We start from the raw sequence: 21,551 nt of genomic DNA, 5'->3' as shown, positions 1-21,551 counted from the left end.
CATGGCGGCCGGCGGTGCGGGCGCTGTCCTGCGCGAGCCCGTCACCGCCTACGTCGGCCTGGGCGCCAATCTGGGCGATGCGGCCGGCGCGGTGCGCCAGGCGATCGGGCAGCTGGGGACACTGCCGCAGACGGCGTTGCGCGCCCAGTCGTCGCTCTACCGCAGCGCGCCGGTGGATGCCGGCGGCCCGGACTTCGTCAATGCCGTGGCGGTCCTGGACACCCGCCTGCCTGCGCCGCTGCTGCTGCTGGAGCTGCAGCGGCTGGAGCAGGCGGCCGGGCGCGAGCGCCCGTTCCGCAACGCGCCGCGCACGCTGGACCTGGACCTGCTGCTGTACGGCGAGGGCCGCATCGCCAGCACCTCCCTCACGGTGCCGCACCCGCGCCTGCGCGAGCGCGCCTTCGTGCTGGTGCCGCTGGCCGAGATCGCGCCGCAGCTGGTGCCGCGGCCCTGGCTGGAGGCCGTGACCTCCCAGGTCATTGCCCGCCTGACCTGAAACGCCCACCATGGGCTCATCCAACCAGAAGGAGAGCTTCCATGACCGACAGCGGACTCATCGCCATCGCAGCCGGCCTGATCATCGGGATGGGCGCCATCGGCGCCTGCCTGGGCATCGCCCTCACCGGCGGGCGCTTCATCGATGGCGCGGTGCGCCAGCCGGAGATGATGGAACCATTGCAGGCCCGCATGTTCCTGCTGGCCGGGTTGATCGATGCCAACTTCCTGATCGGCGTCGGGGTGGCGATGCTGCTGATCTTCGCCAACCCCTTCGGCGGGTAGCGGCTGCCGGATTGCGTCGGGCTTGTCTGCAAGGGTTTACCTGTCTTACTGTGACTGTTGCACGGCAGCGTGGTGTTTTTAAGAGTACCTGTCAGCATTGACAGGGGTCGTCCTTTAAAGCTTAGTGGCTCGGCAGTACAAACGGGTTAAGCATAAATATGCATTAGAAACCCGGCTGCTTTGAACATCCTCTTCGTCCACCAGAACTTTCCAGGCCAGTTCAGGCACCTTGCGCCTGCCATGGCTCATTCCGGGCATACGGTAGTGGCGCTGACCATGCGCAACATGGCGCCGTGCGAGTGGAACGGGGTGCGAGTGGTCCCTTACGCAGCGCGCCGCGGCTCCGCCCGCTCGATTCACCCCTGGGTGTCGGACCTGGAAACCAAGGTCATTCGAGGTGAGGCTTGCCTGCATGCGGCGCTGGCGTTGAGAAAGCAGGGTTTTATGCCCGATGTGATCGTCGCGCACCCGGGCTGGGGGGAGAGCCTGTTCCTCAAAGACGTGTGGCCGGCGGCTCGATTGGGGATGTATTGCGAGTTCTACTACTGCACGGAAAACGCCGACGTTGGCTTCGACCCGGAGTTCAGCCGAGCCGGCGACCTGCAGGCAAGCCGTTTGCGGGTGAAGAACGCCAACAACCTGCTCCACTTCGAGTTCGCCGACGCCGGTCTGGCGCCCACGGCTTGGCAGGCCAGCACCTTTCCCGAAGCGTTCCGCTCCCGCATCACCGTTGCGCATGACGGCATCGACACACGCGTGGTGAGGCCCCGTCCTGACGTTCGCCTGGTGCTCAACGCACGCGGTCGCCAAGTCGAACTCAGCCGTTCGAACGAAATCGTCACCTTTGTCAGCCGCAATCTGGAGCCCTACCGGGGTTACCACGTTTTCATGCGCGCGCTGCCCCAATTGCTTTCGGCTCGCCCCGATGCTCGCGTGCTGATCGTCGGCGGCAATGAGGTGAGCTATGGCGGGCCGCCTCCGGATGGCGGCAGCTGGAAAGAGGTTTTCATCCGCGAGGTGCGATCGCGCATCAGCGATGCCGACTGGGACCGCGTGCACTTCATGGGCAAGCTGGAATATGACCAGTTCATTGCACTGCTGCAGCTGTCCACGGTCCACGTCTACCTGACGTACCCCTTCGTGCTTTCTTGGAGCCTGCTGGAGGCGATGAGCTGCGGGTGTGCCATCGTCGGCAGCGACACGGCTCCGGTCCGCGAGGTGATCCAGGAGGACGAGACTGGCCGCCTCGTCGATTTCTTCGACACCACCGCGCTTGCCCAGCGCGTTTGTGAGCTGCTCGATGATGCGCCAGCCCGCCAACGGCTCGGAGCACGCGCGCGCGAATTCGCGGTCGCCCGTTATGACCTAAGACAGGTGTGCCTCCCCCAACAACGCAACTGGGTCGAATCACTCGCCCCTGAATTCGCGTAGCAGCCCCTCAGCATCGGACGCATCTTGCAGCTGACCTCATCCTCTCCCGCGACGCCAGTGCATCCAACGCCACCGTTCGATGCCGCTGCCCTGATCGGAGAACTCTGCCGGCATCACGGCCGCCCTTTCGACGCCCAGCTGCTGCGCCAGCGCTTTCCGCCGCCCCATGCCGCGGATTCCGTCGTGCCTGCTTTACGGCTGCTCGGTTTCCACGTGCGTGGCACAACGTGCCCGGCCCAAGACCTGCGGACCAAGGCATTTCCCCTTTTGGCGCTCATGGTTTCGGGCGAGTTCGTGCTGGTGCTGAAGGCCGGCACGGAAGGCGTGCAGCTGTGGAATGGCGGTGGGGAGCAGAAAACCTGGGCCGAGGGGGAGTTCGGCGAGTTCTTCGCCGAGTACATCGTCCAGGCCGCGCCGGCGGTGCGTGCTCCTGCCGACACCGACGCGGCCTCCATGCGCCAGGGCTTCGGTTTCCGCTGGTTCGTGCCTGAGCTCCTCAAGCACAAAGCGGTATGGCGGCAGGTGCTCGTCGCGTCCCTGTTTCTCCAACTGCTGTCGCTCGCCTTCCCCCTGATCACCCAGGCCGTCGTCGACAAAGTTGTCGTCCATCGCACCCAAAGCACCCTGGTGGTACTGGGAATCGCCATGGGCATCTTTGTCTTTTTCACCGCAATTCTGGGGTGGATACGGCAATACCTCGTCCTCCACACCGGCAACCGTGTCGATGCGGTGCTCGGTGCCAGCGTCTTCGAGCACCTGTTCAAACTGCCGTTGCGCTATTTCGAGAAGCGGCCAACCGGAGTCATCGCAGCCCGCATGAATGGCATCGAGACGATTCGCGAGTTCATTTCCTCGGCGGCGGTCACGCTTGTGCTGGATGTCCCGTTCCTGCTGATCGCCCTGGCCGTGATGTTCTTCTACTCAGTACCGTTGACGTTGATCGTGCTGGGCATCCTGGGCGTGATCGGACTGATGTCCATCCTGGTGGCGCCGGTGTTCCAGCGGCGGATGAACGAGCAGTTCATGCTGGGCGCGCGCAACCAGGCGTTCCTCACGGAGCACGTGGCAGGCCATGAAACCGTGAAAAGCCTTCAGATGGAGCCGCTGCTCAATGCCCGCTACGGTGGCTACCTGGCTGCTTACCTGCAATCCGGATTCGCAACGCGCCAGATCGGCAACACGTACAACACGGTCGCCAGCGCCCTCGAGCAGCTGATGACCGTGCTGGTGCTGATGGCCGGCGCCTGGATCGTGATGAACCCGACCCCCGGCGGCACGGCGTTCACCATCGGCATGCTCGTGGCCTTCCAGATGTTTGCCGGCCGCATCAGCCAGCCGATGCTGCGGCTGGTCGGTTTGTGGCAGCAGTTTCAGCAGGCGAGCCTGGCCGTACAAAGGTTGGGTGACCTGATGAACGCACCGGTCGAACCTTACAGCCTCCTGCCCGCACGGCAAGGCGACGCCACGGGGAAAATCGAGCTCGAGGGCGTAGGTTTTCGCTACGGCGACGAGCTGCCCTGGCTTTATCGCAACGTGCACCTGCAGATAGAGCCGGGCCGCGCCATCGCCATCATGGGGCCGAGCGGCTCCGGCAAATCAACGCTGGCCAAGCTGCTGCAGGGCTTCTACCGCGCAACGGAAGGTGCGGTAAAGGTCAACGGCATCGACGCTCGCCATCAATCGGCCAATGAGCTTCGCAGCAACTTCGGCGTGGTCCCGCAGGAAACGGTGCTGTTCAGCGGGTCGATCTATGACAACCTGCTGGCCGCGAATCCGCAAGCCAGCATCCAGGACGTCGTCCAGGCGTGCCGCCGTGCGGAGATCCACCAGACCATCGAGTCATTGCCCAACGGCTACCAGACGGAGATCGGCGAGCGCGGCGCAGGCCTGTCCGGTGGCCAGAAGCAGCGTATCGCCATCGCGCGCGCGCTGTTGAAGAACCCCAAGGTGCTGATCTTCGACGAGGCGACTTCGTCGTTGGACGTGGGCACGGCGGAATCCTTTGCGGCCACCGTGAACCAGCTGAAGGGGCACGTCACCATGATCTTCGTCACCCATGCCATGCCGCGTACTTTGCAGGTGGACGAGGTCTACATCGTGCGGGACGGCGCGCTGCGCAAGGCGATCGCCCGGGTGAAGGAGGAGGCCAAGGCATGAAGCTGGACGCGCAGGCCATCGAGTTCGCCCCCGGGCTGCTTGCCATCCAGGAAAGCCCGCCCGCGAAGCTGCCACGGGTGGTGCTGGCAGCGGTTGCGACCTTGTGCGCGCTGATGCTGCTGTGGGCAATGGTGGGCAAGCTGGACATCGTTGCAGTCGCCGAGGGCAAGCTCGTTCCGCAAACCTACGTCAAGATCGTCCAGCCTGCCGAGGCAGGCGTGATCAGCGAAATCTTGGTCGCCGAAGGCGATTTTGTGCGTGCTGGCCAGACGCTGATCCGGCTGGATCCTACGCTGGCGAAGGCAGAAGGCCAGAGCCTGACCGGCGAGCTCCAGCTCAAGCGTCTGACGCTCCGGCGCATCGACGCAGAACTCGCCGGGAGGCCGATGATCGGCCAGGCCGGCGACAGCCCGGCGCTGCTGGCCCAAGTCCAGCAGCAAGGCGCTCAACGCGCACAGGCCTACCAGGACGCGCTGGCGCAGGAAGCGGCGCAGCGCCGGCGGCTGGAGCAGGACCTCAAGGCGGCCCAGGAGACAGCAGAGAAACTACGGGTGACGCTGCCGAGCTACGAGCAAGCTGCCGCGTCCCATCGCAAGCTGGTCAATGAGGGTTTCCTGAGCGCGCTGGCTGGTAACGAGAAGGAGCGCGAGGCGCTGGAGAAGGCGCAAGACCTCAAGAGCCAGGCAGCGGTTGCGGAAGGGCTCGTCCAAGGAATTGCCGCGCAGGACAAGAAGGTGTCCGCCCTCACCAGCAACTATCGCAGCCAACTGCAATCGGAGCGCACCGAGGTCGTAGCCGCCCTCGCGCGGCTGGATCAGGAAGACCGCAAGTCGGCTTTTAAGCAGGCGCTCCTGGAATTGAAAGCTCCTCAAGACGGCGTTGTGAAGGATCTGGCAACTACCAGCCGAGGAGCCGTGGTGCAGCCCGGGATGGTTCTGCTGACGCTGGTACCCCGGGGCGAAACCCTGTTGGCGGAGGTGCAGGTGCGCAATGAGGACATCGGCTTCGTGCGCGCCGGTCAGTCCGTCAAGCTGAAGCTCACTGCCTATCCGTTTCAGAAGTATGGGTTGCTGGATGGCACTGTGTTGACGATCGCCGCCGACACCCAAGGTATGGCCACAGCTCGGACCGCGCAAGTGAGTGACGGCATGTTGTCTCAACCAACGGCGGCGGGATACAAGGCGCTGGTCAAGCTGAAGACGCAGTACCTCGAAGCGCAGGACGAAAGCGGAGCTCGCAAATTCGAGCTGGAGGCCGGCATGCAAGCCAGCGCGGAAATTCATCAGGGCGAGCGAACGGTGATGGAATATTTGCTGAGCCCAGTTAGTAAGACTTTGCAGGAAGCAGGGAGGGAAAGGTGAGTCATCACAGAAGTTGGTCAATGGCACTCAACATAGCTGCAGTAGCTTTTTACTTTTGCTTGGCGCCGACACTTGCGCTAGCTGACACAGCATTCAAGGTTCAAGTAAAGCCTAAAGGTGAATATGAGGAAGCTGCCAAGCCTCCACCGTTAGCCAGCGGCAGCAAATCTAAACACTGCTATCGCTTGATAGAAGGGCAGCGCTATCCGTTGTGCCGCGTCTACGTAAACAACCTTAATCACTTTTGTGAAGATGCCGCACTCCGCTGCGACTTCAAAGTGCATCCTGATTTTCGCAAAGATTTAGGACGACCAGATTGGGAGGATGTGGACCCAAAAAAGCACCTCAACCTGATCGCCCAGTGGGCGCGCGCGTATTTCCACGTGCCTGAGGAATGCAAAGGAGATTGTGAAGAAGTCCGACGGGAGAAGAACTGGCAAGAGTTCAAGGTGAAATTGGACGCAGCCATCAATGCCGGTCGAGTTCATCTCCAGCGAGCGATGGTTGATTTGAATTATGACAAAAAAGAAGAGGTGGTTTATCGACTTGGCGACCGCCAATGCATTGCTGATCATCGCGACACTTTCATGCCAGGGCAGTCCCCAAAACTTATGGTCGTTGAGGATTTAGGCGAGCGCCTTGCCATTGATTACGCGCAGACCCTCAATCAGAAAGGTTCGGACATAGTTCTGCTTCAAGGGCGTGCACACCTTTATCGCGGCAATTTATACGAAGGCTTATCAGGTCCAGGCATCGGTCGATATGCGGCCAACGCTGGCGCAGTCTGCGAGGTTGAGTACATACGGTAAACAGGGGGGGAATCATGATCACGCCACATTCACTTACGACTGCTCAATACTTGAGCGTTCGATACGACTTACTGCTGCAGCTTGAGGAAGGCGGTACACCTCAGACACGTCCATACTTAGACAGCAAGCAAATCCCCACCCTGGGCATTGGCTTTAATTTGCGAGTTGCGAGGAATCTTGACGAGGTACTCGAAGAGATGGGCTTCGACTTACCGAATCCTGCACATCAGCTTTATATTGCTCAGATACGGTCAACGCTAAGCCAAGCATATCTCCAAGGGCAAGCGGCCTCTACTCTCCTTCCCGCCTTGGACTCAGTCATGGCGAAATGGGCCACTGATCCCAGCGTAGTAACGACTAATGGAAGTGCAAAACGTATTAACTTCACACTAACGCAGTCGGAGATTGTCAATGCATTCCGAGGTATCGCACCACGGTACGAGGACGGCATTACTGCTTGGGAAATTAAGTATGGGTTAACTACTACCCCGCAATCTCGAGAGCGAGCTGCACTGTTTTCGCTTTCTTGGAACAGCCAAGACAAGAATCGAGACGGCGTTCCCGACCTACTCGGACCTGGCTTGGCGCGTGCATTCCGAAACGGTGATCGGGCCGAGGCTTGGTTTGAGATTCGCTATAACTCCAACGGCGACAAGTTGACGGGTATTGCCAAGCGGCGATTTATTGAAGCTGAAGTCATCGGCCTCTACGACGATCCAGCTGCTGCTACGCAAGCTGAAGCCAAAGCTGTCTATGAGATGCTGCAGAAGCGGCGCACGACAATCTATGCTTATGAAGCTCTTTACGGTCTTACGCCTGATGGCATTAAAGGTACTCAGCTGGCCTCTGGGAGGACCGGTCTTGAACTCGCCATAGCTGAAGGTTCTAGGGTCGCGCACACACTAGATGATGGAAAGGTAGATCCGCTTACTGCCAGTTTGAGCCCCGCACGCGACGCGTTCATCACATGGGTTAATGCTCAACTCCCATTTGGCGAATCGCCTCTAGTTCCAGGAAATTGGAACCCGGCCGCCATCTACTTCCGTGGGCCCAACATGGGTGGCAATGTGCTCGATGCCACCGGCGACAACGGCAAAGGTCTTGGCCTCGATAAGAACCTGTTGGTGGGAGATGATCGTAGCGACGACCTGAGAGCCGGCACGGGCGACGACGTAGTGATCGGGATGGGAGGTGACGATGTACTGGAGGGGGGCACAGGTGCAGACACCTTGTATGGAGGACTTGGCGATGATTTGTACGTCTGGAACACCGGAGACGGTAACGACAGAATCGTAGACCCTGACGGAGGCCGGCTTGTCATCAACAATGGACTCCCATTTGGGTTCCGTGGGTTGATGACGAAGGATGGCACGTCTAATGTGTGGCGAGACGCTACCGGCAGCGTGGTCCTCACCCACAATAGTCCCTGGCGTATCGAACTCGCCGATGGCTCGATCATTGAATTGGGCGAGGATTTCGACCCCGCGGAATGGGGCATCACGCTCGGCGAGCAACTGGTGGCACCGACCGTGACGATTATTGGTGACAAGGATTACGGGCCCAACCCTGACCAACCACTCAAAGACGAATGGGGCAATCCCGCCGGCAACTCTGCTCCAAACCGTGAGGACACCCTCTCAGGTAGCACTGGCAACGACAGCATCGAGGGACTCGGCGGACGTGACTCGATCCTAGGGATGGCTGGCGATGACATCATCGAAGGCGGCGCGAGCGCCGACATCATTGCAGGGGGCGCTGGTGCAGACCGGCTCTTCGCTAATGTGGAGATTGGTCTGCCTCAAGCCACTGCTGATGGAAACATGCAGAGCGGCAGCGGGATCAAGGGTGACTGGCTGAACGGCGGTAAGGGCGACGATGTCGTCATCGCTGGCTCCGACAACGACGTCCTGTTCGGGGGCGACGGGCGTGACGTCCTCGTGGGAGGAGCAGGCGCGGATGTGATGAACGGTGACGATGACTACACGGCTTCCAGTTTCGACTGGACCGTGACCGACTACGGCAACCCGTTTGACCGCATATGGGGTCCAGTCACCATCGATAACCCTTCCGCGGGCGCGGCCGACGTACTTTACGGAGGTGAAGGTAATGACTTTCTCGCCGGGCTCTACGGGGACGACGTGCTGTACGGGGAGAGCGGGAACGACTCTCTGGGCGGTCAGGGCGGCGACGACATGCTGTTTGGCGGAACTGGCGATGATCAACTAACCGGGGAGTACGGCAAGCTTACGTATGACAGTGGTGCCGGTACCGTCATTTCTGGGAACGACTACCTGGACGGGGAAGACGGCCACGATTGGCTCCAAGGCGAGGGCGGCGACGACGACCTTTTCGGGGGCAGGGGCAATGATGTGCTCTATGGCGACGCGAGTTATTCCGATGGGATGACGGGTAGGGATTACCTCGACGGTGAAGATGGCAACGACGAGTTGGTCGGCGGCAGCCTTGATGATGAGCTTTTCGGCGGCGACGGTAATGACACCCTATTTGGCGACGCTGACTGGATTTCGGTTGAGCAGCACGGCAGCGACTATCTAGACGGCGAGGCGGGCGACGATTACCTCCGCGGCTATGCGGGCGACGATCAGATGTTCGGTGGCGGTGGTGCCGACACCCTGCATGGGGAGGCGGGCAAAGACTACCTCGACGGAGAGGAAGACAATGATCTGCTTGTGTCAGGCGAAGGTGACGATACCTTGTATGGCGGCGGCGGAAAGGACGAACTGCAGGGCGGAACAGGAAATGACCAATTAAGCGGTGACGCGGGCAACGACCGCCTCTTTGGAGAAGATGGCGACGACTATCTCGACGGTGGCGACGACAATGATTCCCTGGTCGGCGGCAACGGGAACGACAGCGTATTTGGCGGCGCAGGGAATGACCAGTTGTTCGGCCTTGCCGGGCTCGACTACCTGGACGGCGAGAGCGGCAGTGACGAACTCCAAGGGGGGACCGAAGCAGACGTGCTGTATGGCGGCACCGAAGACGATCTCCTCTTTGGTAAGGCAGGGAACGACACTTTGGACGGTGAGTCAGGGAACGACCAAGTCCAGGGCGGTGACGGCAACGATGTAGTGAGTGGCGGCGACGGTGCGGACCTCGTCGTGGCCGACGCTGGCAATGACACCTTGCACGGTGACGGAGGCCAGGACGAACTCCAGGCGGGTATCGGTGACGACGTGCTGTATGGCGGCGAAGGAAACGACGTGCTGTTCGGAATGGACGGCCTCGACACCCTCGATGGCGGCGCCGGCAACGACAGCCTGCAGGGCGATGCCGGCGTGGACACCTACGTCTTCAGCCGCGGTGGCGGCCACGACTCGATCTACAACTATGAGCAGAACGGCGGAGCTACCGACGTCCTGCAGTTCGCCGACGTCGCCGCGGGCGACGTTTATGCCTACCGGGATGGGCTGGACCAGGTCTACCGCATCAAGGGCACCGACGACGCCATCCGCGTCAAGAACTACCACGCGATCACCCGAAGCGTCTACAACCCGAACAACTACTCTTACACCTACTACTACGACTACCGCGTGGAGCAGGTCAAGTTCGCGGACGGCACCACCTGGACCCCGGACACCACCCCCATGTACGTTGCGGGCGCGCTTGGATCGGTCATGTCGCCGTATGGGACGACGAAGAACGACACCTTTGCGCCTTCCGTGACCGGCGGCACCTTCTACGGTCGCAGTGGCAGCGACACTTATGAATGGGGTCTGCGGACCGGCAAGACCTTCGTCTCCGACGAAACCAACAACATCGACGTCAACGCGATCATGGTTGACGCGTCGGTATCCTCGTCGAGCGTCAGCGTTCGCCGCGACGGCACGGATGCGATCCTCACGATTCAGAATTCTCCTGATGAATTGAGGGTAGAAGGCGCGGTGATCTCGAATCGCGGCGTCTTCCAGGTGAAGTTCGCGGACGGTGTCGTGTGGAACCTCCACGATTTCTTCGCGCGCACCACCGAGGGCTCGGAAGAGATATTCGGCACGGGCGGCAACGAATCCATCGACGGCCTCGGCGGCAGCGACACGATCGACGCCGCGTGGGGGGTCGACACTGTCCGCGGCGGCGAAGGCGACGACAAGATCACCGTGCACGGAGGCCTTGCCTACGGCGACGGCGGCAGCGACACCATCTTCGCGAACAGCCGGGCCACGGTGGACGGGGGTGATGGCAACGACACCATCACCAGCAGCAGCAACTCGGGGACGGTTTTGTATGGCGGCGCCGGCAACGACAGGCTGAATCTGAACGCCTACTACGCCGAGAGCGTCTACGGCGGCACAGGCGACGACACCTACAACACACCTGGGGCGACAATCGTCGAGTATGCGAATGAAGGCCGTGACACGGTCATCAGCGAGTACGACTACACCCTCGGCGCGAACCTCGAGAACCTGACCATCCGCTACAGCGGCTGGGGCACTGGCAACGTCCTCGACAACGTGCTGACCGGCGGAATGTACGACAACACCCTGGTGGGCGCTGTGGGGAACGACACGCTCGATGGAGCCGCCGGCTACGACCGGCTCGATGGTGGCGCCGGCGACGATACCTACCTCTTCTCCCGGGGTGGGCAGGCGGACGCGGTCGTCAATGAAACGGAGGCGACGGGGACGATGGATCGCATCGTCTTCGCGGCGGGCATAGCCGCCAGCGATATCGCCGTCCAACGCAGCGGCAACGACCTGACGCTGGTCCTCCACGGCACCGGTGATCAGGTGCGAGTGTCAGGTTACTTCGCCACAGCGAGCTCGATCGAGCAGGTGCAGTTCGCCGACGGCACGGTATGGGACGCAGCGACGATCCAAACCCTCGTGAGCTTCGTCCCCACGGAAGACAACGACGTCCTCGGTGGCACGTCGGGCGCCGACAGCATCAACGCCTTGGGCGGGAACGACACCGTCTCGGGCCTGGCTGGCGATGACACGCTCGATGGAGGTGCCGGCATCGACTCGCTGACCGGCGGCGCCGGCAACGACCTGTACCTCGTGGACAACGCGTCGGACGCCGTGAGCGAACTGTCTGGCGAGGGCGTGGACACGGTCCGGAGCTCCGTCAGCTACAGCCTGTCCGGTGAGGTGGAGAACCTGACCTTGACGGGATCGGCGCTGGCGGGGACGGGCAACGCGCTGGACAACGCGATCGTCGGCAACGGCGGGTCCAATACGCTGACCGGCTGGTTCGGCAATGACACGCTGGATGGCGGCGCGGGCTCCGACTCGCTGGTGGGTGGGATCGGTAACGACACCTACCTGGTCGACAGCACCACCGACGTGGTGGTGGAGAACGCGGGCGAGGGCACGGATACCGTCCAGGCTGCCTATAACTACACACTGGGCGCTAGCACCGAGAACCTGGTGCTCGCGGGGGGCGCCACCACAGGCACGGGCAATGGCCTTGCCAATGTGATCACCGGCAACGCTTACGACAACACGCTCAGCGGCATGGCCGGCGACGACACCATGGCCGGCAGCGCCGGAAGCGACACGTACATCGTGTCGGAGAGCGGCGATGTGGTGGTCGAGGGCGCGGGGGAAGGAGTTGACGTAGTCCAAAGCTCCGTTACCTACACCTTGAGCGCCAACGTCGAAAACTTGACCCTCACCGGGACGGCAGCGGTCAATGGCACCGGCAACGCCATGGCCAACACGCTGACGGGCAATTCCGGCGCCAACGTCCTGGCGGGCGGAGCCGGTAACGACTACTACGTCATGTCCACGGGGGACTCCGTGGTCGAGAACGCCGACGAAGGCACTGACACCGTGCAGACGGACATCGGCGTGAGCGCCCTGTGGGCGAACGTCGAGAACGTGACCCTCACGGGGAGCGGCCGTGTCGGTGTGACCGGTAACGCTCTCGGCAACGTCATCATCGGCAACGTTGCCAACAACGCCTTGAGCGGAGGTGACGGTGACGACCGGCTGGAGGGCGGCGGCGGCACGGACACGCTCACCGGCGGTGCGGGCAACGATTACTTCGTCATCGACGACTCCCGCGACACGGTAACGGAGGTTGCGGGCCAGGGCACCGACACCATCGAGACGTCGTTCAACTACACCCTCGGCACGACCAATGTCGTCGAGAACCTGGTGCTCACCGGCGCGGCGACGACTGGCACGGGCAATGGGCTGGCGAACGTCCTCACCGGCAACGGCCTGAGCAACACGCTGAGCGGCTTGACCGGCAACGACACGATGATCGGCAACGGCGGTGACGATACCTACATCGTGGCAGAAACCGGCGACGTTGTGGTCGAGAACGAAGGTGAGGGCACGGACGTTGTCCAGAGCAGCGTCACTTACACGCTGTCGGCCAACATCGAAAACCTGACGCTGACCGGCACCGGCGCGGCTGACGGTACCGGAAACTCGCTCGACAACGTACTGACCGGCAACAGCGCGGCGAATACGCTGGCAGGCGGCGCAGGCAACGACACCTACGTGATCGGCGCGAATGACGTGGTCACCGAGAACGTAAACGAGGGTGTCGATACGGTCCAGAGCAGCGTGACATTCACGCTTGGCAGCAACCTTGAGAACCTCACGCTGACGGGCACGTCGGTGATCAACGGCACCGGCAACGCCCTGGACAACGTGCTGACCGGGAACAGCGCGGCGAACGTGCTCGTAGGCGGGCAGGGCAACGACACCTACTTCATCGGCTCGGGTGACACGGTGACCGAGACCGCAGGAGAAGGCATTGACACGGTGATGAGCTCGGTGACGTACACGCTGGGGCTGCACGTGGAGAACCTCACGCTCACCGGAGCCAACGCGATCAACGGCACCGGCAACGAACTGGACAACATTCTTGCCGGCAACAGCGCGGCGAACGTGCTGACCGGTGGTAAGGGGAACGACACCTACATCGTGAGTGCCGGCGATACGGTCGTCGAAGCGGCCGGCGAGGGCGACGACACGGTCCGCGCGGATGTGTCGTACTCGATCGCGACCTCCGCGAACGTGGAAAATCTGGTGCTGACCGCCACGGCGGCGCTCAACGCGACCGGAAATGCCCTCAACAATGTGATCGTCGGCAGCGCCGGCAACAACACGATCGATGGCGGCGCCGGGGCGGACACAATGAGCGGCGGTCTGGGTGACGACACCTATACGGTGGACAACGCCGGTGACGTGGTGGTCGAGAGCGCCGGAAAAGGAACGGACACGATCCAAACCACTTTGAGCTTCGTCTCGGGCGGCAACATCGAAAACATCACCCTGCTGGGCACGGGCAGCGTGAATGCCACCGGTGACGACACGAACAACACCCTCATCGGCAACAGTGCCGCCAATGTGCTCACCGGGAACGGCGGCAACGATACCTTGAACGGCGCAGGCGGCAGCGACACGCTGGCCGGCGGAGCCGGTGACGACACCTACGTCCTCACAGCGGGTGCGGTCGTGGTAGAGAACGCCGATGAGGGTACCGACACCATCCAGACCGCCGCCACCCACACGCTCGCCGCGAATGTGGAAAACCTGACGCTCACCGGCACGGCTGCCGTCAATGGCTACGGTAATGCGGGAAAAAACCTGATCACCGGCAATGATGGAGCAAACATCCTGGACGGGGGCGCGGGCCCGGACAAGGTCTATGGCGGTGGCGGCAATGACACGCTGTACGGCGGTGCGGGCGGCGAGCTGCACGGCGGTGCAGGCGACGACGTGTACGTGCTGAACGCGCCCGAGATGGACTGCGACGTCGAAAACTGGGACACCAGCAATTTCGTGTCGGTCTTCGAGTACGACGGCAGCGGCATTGATCGCGTCGAGGGAGAACTGAACATCTCTCTGATGAGCTATTACTACTACAGCGGTGGTTACCGCTACGTGGGTTATATCGAGAACGCCACAATGACGGGAACCTACAGCGGCTCGCTGGAAGGCCATGATGGCGACAATATCCTGATCGGCAATGCCGGCAACAACAGGATCATCGGCCGCGCGGGCGCGGACAGGTTGGACGGGGGAGCCGGCAACGACACGATCCAAGGCGGGGCAAACGCCACCATGATCGGGGGCCTCGGCAACGACCGGCTGGAGATCTGGGAAAACAGCGTCTCGGCAACTTTCCAGGGCGGCCTAGGCGACGACTACTACTACCTCTACTACGGGACCGGCTCGATCACCGAAAACCTGAACGAGGGAATCGATACCGTGGAGGTGGTCTCGCCCTCCGGCGGCACGTACACGCTGGGCGCCAACTTGGAGAACCTGAACATCTACGGCGGGACCGGCAACGGCAATGGCCTGGACAACAGGATTGCTGGCCACGGTGACTTCTACGGCATGGCGGGCAATGACACCTTGGACGGAAGCAACTGGGGCAATGGGGACTACATAAACAGGCTGTACGGCGGGACGGGTAATGACACCTACATCGTCACTGCCAGCGACGTGGTCACCGAAAACCTGAACGAAGGCATCGACACCGTCACTGCATCGTCCAGCTACACACTGAGCGCGAACGTCGAAAATCTCACACTCACCGGATCAGCCAGCATCAGCGGTACCGGCAACGAGCTGGCGAATGTGTTGACCGGCAACAGCGGCAGCAACGTGCTGTCCGGTGGCCTGGGCGACGACACGTACGTGATCAGCTGGGGGGACTCCGTCGTAGAGAGTGCGAACGCGGGAGTCGACACCATCGAGACGGGTATCAGCTATTCGCTGGCCAACTCGGCGAACGTCGAGAACCTGGTGCTCACTGGCGCCAGCTCGGTCAACGCCACAGGCAACGCGCTGAACAACACATTGACCGGAAACCAGCAGAACAATGTGCTGGATGGTGGGGCCGGCGCGGACACCATGAAAGGTGCTGCGGGCAACGACACGTACGTTGTCGACAACATCGCGGACTCGGTGATCGAGAACGCAGGTGAAGGCACCGACACGATTCAGAGCTCGGTGACATACACCCTCTCGGCCAATGCGGAGAACCTGACGTTGACAGGAAGTTCCGCGATTGACGGAACCGGCAATGACGGCGCGAACATGCTCACCGGCAACACGGCGGCCAACGTGCTGCGTGGCGCCCAGGGGGACGACACCTATGTGGTCGGCGCGCTCGACACCGTGATCGAGCTGGCTGGCGAAGGCGCGGACACGGTGCGCTCCTCCATCGACTACACCTTGGGCGATAACGTCGAGAACCTTGTGTTGACGGACTACGCCGTCAAGGGAACCGGCAATGCGCTGGCGAACACGCTGACTGGCAGCTATGCCTACAACACCCTGGCCGGCGGCCTCGGAGACGACACCTATGTGGTGAGCTATGGGGACACCGTGGTGGAGGAAGCCGGCGCGGGTACGGACACCGTGCGCGTCGACACCGATTGGACGCTCGGCGCCAATCTCGAGAACCTTGTGCTTGCCGGGAACTACGCTTACTCCGGCACTGGCAATGACCTTGCGAACCGGCTCACAGGAAGTGCCTTGAACAACGTCCTGGACGGCGCCAGTGGCGCCGACACCATGGAGGGCGGGCTGGGCTCGGACACGTACGTGGTGGATGATGCCGCCGACGATGTGCGGGAGAACGCCGGGGAAGGGACGGACATTGTCAACGCCTCCGTCACCCACACGCTGGCGGCCAACGTGGAGAACTTGACTTTGCTGGGCTCGTCGGCGATCGATGGTACGGGCAACGGGTTGAGCAATGTGATCGCTGGCAACAGCGCCGGCAACACGCTGCGAGGCAACGACGGCCACGACACTCTCGATGGGGGAGCCGGAGCCGATACCCTGGTCGGCGGCACGGGCGACGACACCTACGTCCTCGATTCGTTTGCCGACGTGGTGATCGAGAACGACGGAGAGGGCATCGACACGGTCCGAACCTCGACGGATGGCTACAACCTGGAGGGGTCGGTCGAGAACCTCACGCTGCTGGGAACAGGCGTCGGGCGCGGTACTGCAGGCGCCAACGTGCTGAATGCTCAGAACGGCGGCAGCAACAGTCTCTATGGCGGCTTGGGTGACGACACTTACGTGATTGACGCCGGCGATGCCGTGCTCGAGGCTGCGGACGGCGGGGTTGACACGGTGCAGGTCAATGCCACCTACACCCTGGCGGCGGAAGTGGAGAACCTGACGCTTACGGGCACGGCGGCAGCGAACGGAACCGGCAACGAATTGGACAACGTGCTCACGGGCAACAGCGCAGCCAACGTGCTCGCGGGCGGTCTGGGTGACGACGTGTACGTGCTCGGCGCGGGCGACGTCACGGTGGAGAATGCTGGCGAGGGCACGGATACCGTGATGAGCTCGGTGAGCCAGGCGCTCGGCGCCAACGTCGAGAATCTCACGCTGACTGGTGCCGACGCCGTCAGCGGGACGGGCAACTACGCCGCCAACGTGATCGCCGGCAACGCGGCCAATAACCTGCTGGACGGGCAAGGCGGCGCGGATACCCTGCGCGGAGCGGGCGGCAACGACACCTATTACGTGCGCGACGGATTCACCATCGTGATCGAGAACGCCGGCGAGGGCGTCGATACCGTCCTCAGCTCCATCGATTACACGCTGGGCGAAGAGCTCGAAAACCTGACGCTGAATGGCCCGGCGCCGCAGGCGGGAACGGGCAATTCACTGGACAACACCATCACTGGCAATGTCAATGACAACACCCTGGCCGGGCTGGAGGGCGACGACACGCTCGACGGTCTCTTCGGTGCCGACACCCTGATCGGCGGTACCGGCGACGATACCTATGTGGTGGACAACGACGGCGACGTGGTGGTGGAGAACGCTGGCGAGGGTATGGACACAGTGCGCAGCCGACGCGACATCGTGCTTGGCGACAACCTCGAAAACCTCACGCTGACGGGAACCTTCGCCGTGTACGCAACCGGCAATGCGCTGGACAACGTAATCACCGGCAATGCATTCCACAACGTCCTCGATGGCGGCAGCGGCGCCGATACCATGCAGGGTGGCGACGGCGACGACGTGTACTTCGTGGACCAGGCCGGCGACGTGGTGCTCGAGACTCCGAACGCGGCGCATGGCCGCGACACGGTGAACAGTGCCATCACCTTCACGCTGGATGCCGAACTGGAAAACCTGACGCTCACGGGAACGGCAGCCATCCAGGGCACGGGCAATGCAGGCGACAACGTGCTGGTCGGCAACGGCGGTGCCAACACGCTGACCGGCGCCGCCGGAAACGACAGCTTGGATGGGGGCGCGGGAGCGGACCTGCTGGTCGGCGGCACCGGTGCGGATACCTACCAGGTGGACGATGCCGGCGACGTCGTCGTGGAGGACGTCAGTGACTCTTCCCGCGATACCGTCATCAGTTCGGTCGATCTCGTCCTCGGTGCCAACTTGGAGAACCTGCAACTGGCCGGGGCGGCCCGCGTCGCAACGGGTAATGACCTGGACAACGCGATCCTCGGCAACGCAGAGAACAACGTGCTGGACGGCGCCGCGGGCGCCGACACCCTGATCGGCGGTGCCGGCAACGACACGTACGTCGTGGACAACACGGCAGATTGGGTGGCCGAGTACATGGGCGAAGGCTACGACGAGCTCCGGGCATCGGTGTCCGTTACCCTCGGCGTGAACGTCGAAGTGCTTACCTTGACCGGCGCAGCGGACCTTTCCGGCACCGGCAACCAAGGGAACAACATCCTGCGGGGCAACGCCGGAGCCAATACGCTGGATGGCGGCGCGGGCGGGGACGTCGTCGCCGGGTTCGGGGGCACGGACACACTGGTGAATGGCAGCGGCAGCGCCGCGCTTGACGGTGGCAGCGGCAGCGACAGCCTGCGCGGCAGTGCCGCTTCCGAGTTGTTCGCCGGTGGCACCGGCAGCGACACGCTGACGCTGGGCGGCGGCGCCGACGTCATAGCCTTCAAGAAGGGCGACGGTGCCGATATCGTGATTGGCGTAGACAGCGTGCGCAACGACACGCTCTCCCTCAGCCATGTGCAGTACAGCGAGCTACGGCTGGCCCGGGAAGGTACTGATCTGGTAGTGAAGGTAGACGGCACTGCCGACGCGCTGCGACTGCAAGGCTGGTACGAAGACGCCAGCAAGCAGGGCGTTAGCACCCTGCAAATGGTACTACCCGGCACGACGGACTACGCGCCGGGCTCGGGCGACGTGCTGCGCGACGCGCAAGTCAAGATCTTCGACTTCACACAGGTGGTCGCCGCTTTCGACATGGCCATGGCGGAAAACCCGTCACTACAAGAATGGGCACCGGAAGAGACGATGTTGGCCGGCGCATTGATCGCTTCCAGCGATGCGCAGGCGATTGGCGGGCGGCTCGCCTGGATGTACGCACAGGACAGCACCGTTGCCCATACCGACTACTTAACCGCAACGACACAACTGACGGATGCGGCCTTCGGCGTGAGGGCGCAGGATATCGTGGAGCTTGCGGGTGCAGAGTCCTACTACTTGGCGCCGGAGGGTGGCACGACAGGGGTCGGCGGTGCGAGCTACGCGACCACGGAACAGCCGGTCGCGGAGACTATCACCGCGTCGAGCGAGACGGTCTATGCGGAGGAGAGCTTCGCGACGTCAGGGGACAACTTGACCAGTGCCAGCTTCAGCGCCTTCAGCATGGACCTGTCCACTGTCGAGGGTGATGCCACAACCGATGCGGGCAAAACGGCGACGCAGGGCACGCCGTCCGCCAGCTTGATCGACGCGGACACCCTGGCAATGAAGCAGGGCAGTGCGGGGACGAGAGTGAACAGCCCGCCGATTGCCGACCGGTGGATTGCAGTTGACGCTTGGGCCGGTTTGCAACCTGCGCTGGTCATGGACAGTGCAGCTGGCCTGGGCGATGAGGCACAGGCTACTTCGCTGACGCTCATCCAGAGCAACTCGTCGAGCCGTCCAGCTGATCTGCAAACGGTGGCGCGCATTGAGAACGTCGCGGACCTGCGGCTTGCAAATCTTCAGGGTTAATAGGCGCCGCAGCAAAGACCGAGCACGGAGGGACCTGCCGTCCTAGCGGCGGGTGTCCCGCTGCTGCGCCACCTCCAGCTCGGTGACCGGCGGCGCGGCGTTGCCCCAGGACGTGCGCAGGTGGGTCAGCACGGCGGCGATGTCGGCATCGCTCAGCACGGTCGCGTAGGGCGGCATGCCGAAAGGGCGCGGATGGCCGGCCGTCGCGGGCGGGAAGCCGCCGTACAGCACCACCTGCACCAGGTTGGCCGTGACCGGCAGGGCCACCGCCCGGTTGCCCGCGAGCGGGGGGTAGGCGCCCGCCACGCCACGGCCCTGCTCGCCATGGCACTGGGCGCAGTGCTGGCCGTACAGCCGGGCGCCGTGCTCCGCGATGGCGGCGCTCGGCGGGGGCGCGGGCGACCTGGCCTGGGGTTGCACGGCATCGTCAGGAAGCGAGCGCAGGAACACCGCCATGGCCTGCAGGTCCTGCGGCGCCAGGTACTGCGTGCTGTGCAGCACCACCTCGGCCATCGGTCCCAGCACGGAGGCGCCTTCCGCCACGCCGGTGCCCAGCAGCTCCACCGCGAGCTGCGTGCTCCAGCGCTGCAAACCGGCCTCCTGCGAGTCGGCGAGCGAGGGGGCGTACCAGCCCTGCATCGGGATGAGCCCGCCGGACAGGTCCATCATGTCGCTGGCCCCCAGGGCATTGCGCGTGGCATGGCAGGCCGAGCAGTGGCCCAGCCCGCGCACCAGGTAGGCGCCACGGTTCCATTCGGCCGATTGCGCCGGCTCGTCGCGGTGCTCGCCGGAGCGGAAGTACAGCGCCCGCCACACCGCCAGCGCGGACTGCGTGCTGTAGGGCCAGCGCAGCTCGTGCGGCCGGTTCGGCTGGCGCGCCGGCGGCAGCGTGCGCAGGTAGGCGAACATGGCGTCGGCGTCCTCGCGCCGCACCTGGGTGTAGTTGGGGTAGGGGAAGGCCGGGTAGAGCAGCCGCCCGTCGCGCGAGCGGCCGTGGTGCATGGCGCGCCAGAAATCGGCCGTGCTCCAGCGGCCCAGGCCGGTGCCCGCATCGGGCGTCAGGTTGCTGGCGTAGAGCATGCCGAACGGCGTGTCGATCGGCCGACCGCCGGCATAAGGGGTTCCGCCCCGGTCGGTGTGGCAGGTCATGCAGTTACCGGCCCGGGTGAGGTACTCGCCGCGCGCCACCACCTCGGCGGCTGTCGCGCCGCTCGGCAATGCTGTCTCCTGCATGCCGTCCTCGCGCAGGTTCACCCAGGCTACCCAGGCCACGGCCAGCACCGCCACCAGCACCAGCAAGCCGAGAAGGCGTTTCATGGCTTGACCGGGCCGGCCGGCAAGGCGGCGCTGCCGCAGGCCAGCGGCGCGGGCGCGGGCAGCCGGGCCGCGGGACGGGTGTCGGCTGGCAGCGGCTGGGCCGCCAGCCAGGCCGTGACCGCGTTGACGTCCTCGGGCGCGAGCTCGCGCGCGATCTGGGCCATGCAGTCGGGCGCGTGGGCCCGGCGCTGCCCGGCACGCCAGGCGCCCAGCTGGGCGTTGAGGTAGTCCCGCGGCAGGCCCAGCAGGCCAGGCACGTTGGGCAGCACGCCGGTCAGGGCCGCACCGTGGCACTGGGCGCACGAGGGCAGCTGGCGGGCGGCGTCGCCCTGCAGCGCGATCACGCGTCCGCGCTCCAGCAGCTGGGGCGCCACGCGCGTGGGCGCCGGCGCCGGGTAGGGCAGGTCCAGGCGGCCGAAGTGCTGCGCGATCTCCAGCAGGTAGGCATTGGACAGCGGCTCCAGCAGCCGCGTCATCAGGCCGTAGTGGCGCCGGCCGTCGCGGAAGTGCAGCAGCTGGTTGTAGAGGTAGCCGGCCGGCTTGCCGGCGATGCGGGGGTAGTAGCCGTCCGGCCCGGCGCGGCCCTGCTCGCCATGGCAGGCGGTGCAGGCCAGCGTGCGCTGGGCCATGCTGTCTTCGAAGGTCGGCGCGGCGGCCGCCAGCGGGGCGGCGAGCAGCAGGAGCAGGCGGGCCAGGAATTTCACGGCCCGCATCATGCACCGCGCGGCTTGCGCGCGTGG

The 21,551-nt window shown here is 63.6% G+C and carries 9 protein-coding genes; 7 read left to right on the top strand and 2 right to left on the bottom strand.

Annotation, left to right across the window (positions count from 1 at the left end; all coding sequences use genetic code 11):
* The first annotated feature begins 1 nt into the window (after position 1).
* The 7 genes from folK (at position 2) to RTA_RS21370 (ending at position 19,494) form a co-directional block, all read left to right on the top strand.
* On the top strand, positions 2 to 496 hold the full coding sequence (gene folK, locus RTA_RS14225) for a 2-amino-4-hydroxy-6-hydroxymethyldihydropteridine diphosphokinase (protein ID WP_013902111.1): 495 nt from the start codon (positions 2 to 4) through the stop codon (positions 494 to 496).
* A 41-nt stretch (positions 497 to 537) separates the two neighbouring features.
* Positions 538 to 780 carry a F0F1 ATP synthase subunit C gene (gene atpE, locus RTA_RS14220; RefSeq protein ID WP_013902110.1) on the top strand — a complete coding sequence of 81 codons (243 nt, stop codon included), beginning with the start codon at positions 538 to 540 and terminating at the stop codon, positions 778 to 780.
* Between the two features lie 180 nt (positions 781 to 960).
* Entirely contained in the window at positions 961 to 2,211 is a 1,251-nt protein-coding gene (locus RTA_RS14215; RefSeq protein WP_041675605.1) for a glycosyltransferase family 4 protein, read from the top strand.
* Between the two features lie 276 nt (positions 2,212 to 2,487).
* Positions 2,488 to 4,368 (top strand): peptidase domain-containing ABC transporter, encoded by a 1,881-nt coding sequence (locus RTA_RS14210; protein WP_438865682.1) that lies wholly within the window; start codon positions 2,488 to 2,490, stop codon positions 4,366 to 4,368.
* The gene (locus tag RTA_RS14205; RefSeq protein WP_013902107.1) at positions 4,365 to 5,729 is read left to right on the top strand and encodes an HlyD family type I secretion periplasmic adaptor subunit; all 1,365 of its coding nucleotides are present in this window, start codon (positions 4,365 to 4,367) and stop codon (positions 5,727 to 5,729) included. Before RTA_RS14210 ends, RTA_RS14205 begins: the two co-directional genes overlap by 4 nt.
* 20 nt (positions 5,730 to 5,749) lie before the next feature.
* Positions 5,750 to 6,538: a hypothetical protein gene (locus tag RTA_RS20785; RefSeq protein ID WP_143762983.1), complete on the top strand. Its 789-nt coding sequence runs from the start codon at positions 5,750 to 5,752 to the stop codon at positions 6,536 to 6,538.
* Between the two features lie 581 nt (positions 6,539 to 7,119).
* Positions 7,120 to 19,494 (top strand): calcium-binding protein, encoded by a 12,375-nt coding sequence (locus tag RTA_RS21370; protein WP_158307840.1) that lies wholly within the window; start codon positions 7,120 to 7,122, stop codon positions 19,492 to 19,494.
* Positions 19,495 to 19,536: 42 nt separating this feature from the next.
* Here the strand turns inward: RTA_RS21370 and RTA_RS14185 are convergent, their stop codons facing one another.
* Positions 19,537 to 20,811, bottom strand: a complete 1,275-nt coding sequence (locus tag RTA_RS14185) for a cytochrome c (RefSeq protein ID WP_013902105.1) — start codon at positions 20,809 to 20,811, stop codon at positions 19,537 to 19,539.
* Entirely contained in the window at positions 20,808 to 21,524 is a 717-nt protein-coding gene (locus tag RTA_RS14180; RefSeq protein WP_013902104.1) for a c-type cytochrome, read from the bottom strand. The genes RTA_RS14185 and RTA_RS14180 overlap by 4 nt, the downstream gene beginning before the upstream one ends.
* Positions 21,525 to 21,551 lie beyond the last annotated feature (27 nt).

The sequence above is a fragment of the Ramlibacter tataouinensis TTB310 genome, from assembly GCF_000215705.1.
GTDB classification, from domain to species: domain Bacteria; phylum Pseudomonadota; class Gammaproteobacteria; order Burkholderiales; family Burkholderiaceae_C; genus Ramlibacter; species Ramlibacter tataouinensis.
The sequence above is the reverse complement of the archived record's forward strand: the minus strand, read 5'-3'. Positions and strand labels throughout refer to the sequence as shown.